The organism is Paenibacillus sp. BJ-4 (assembly GCF_020404765.1).
Taxonomy (GTDB): domain Bacteria; phylum Bacillota; class Bacilli; order Paenibacillales; family Paenibacillaceae; genus Paenibacillus.
The window spans coordinates 1-269 of sequence record NZ_JAIVEM010000007.1; the positions used below are offsets into that span (position 1 = coordinate 1).

Genomic DNA, 269 nt, shown 5'->3' on the forward strand with positions numbered 1-269 from the left:
AAGTCGTAACAAGGTAGCCGTATCGGAAGGTGCGGCTGGATCACCTCCTTTCTATGGAGAATCGTTTCCTGCGATGGAAACATTCAAATATGAAGCGTAAGCTTCTAAATCAGGTTTCGGCCTGTTACTCACTCGTTGCTCAGTTTTGAGGGTTCAAACTCTCAAATTGCACCTTGAAAACTGGATACCGAAACGAAATTGCGTTTTAGAATATTCCTTTAAGCTGATCTTGTGTAAACAAGTGAAACTAAGGTAGTCAATCGTATTTA

At 40.9% G+C, this 269-nt stretch carries 1 rRNA gene; it reads left to right on the forward strand.

Annotated elements, in window-relative coordinates:
• Positions 1 to 51 (forward strand): 16S ribosomal RNA (locus LCF57_RS04055); the annotation flags it as partial.
• Positions 52 to 269: the final 218 nt, after the last annotated feature.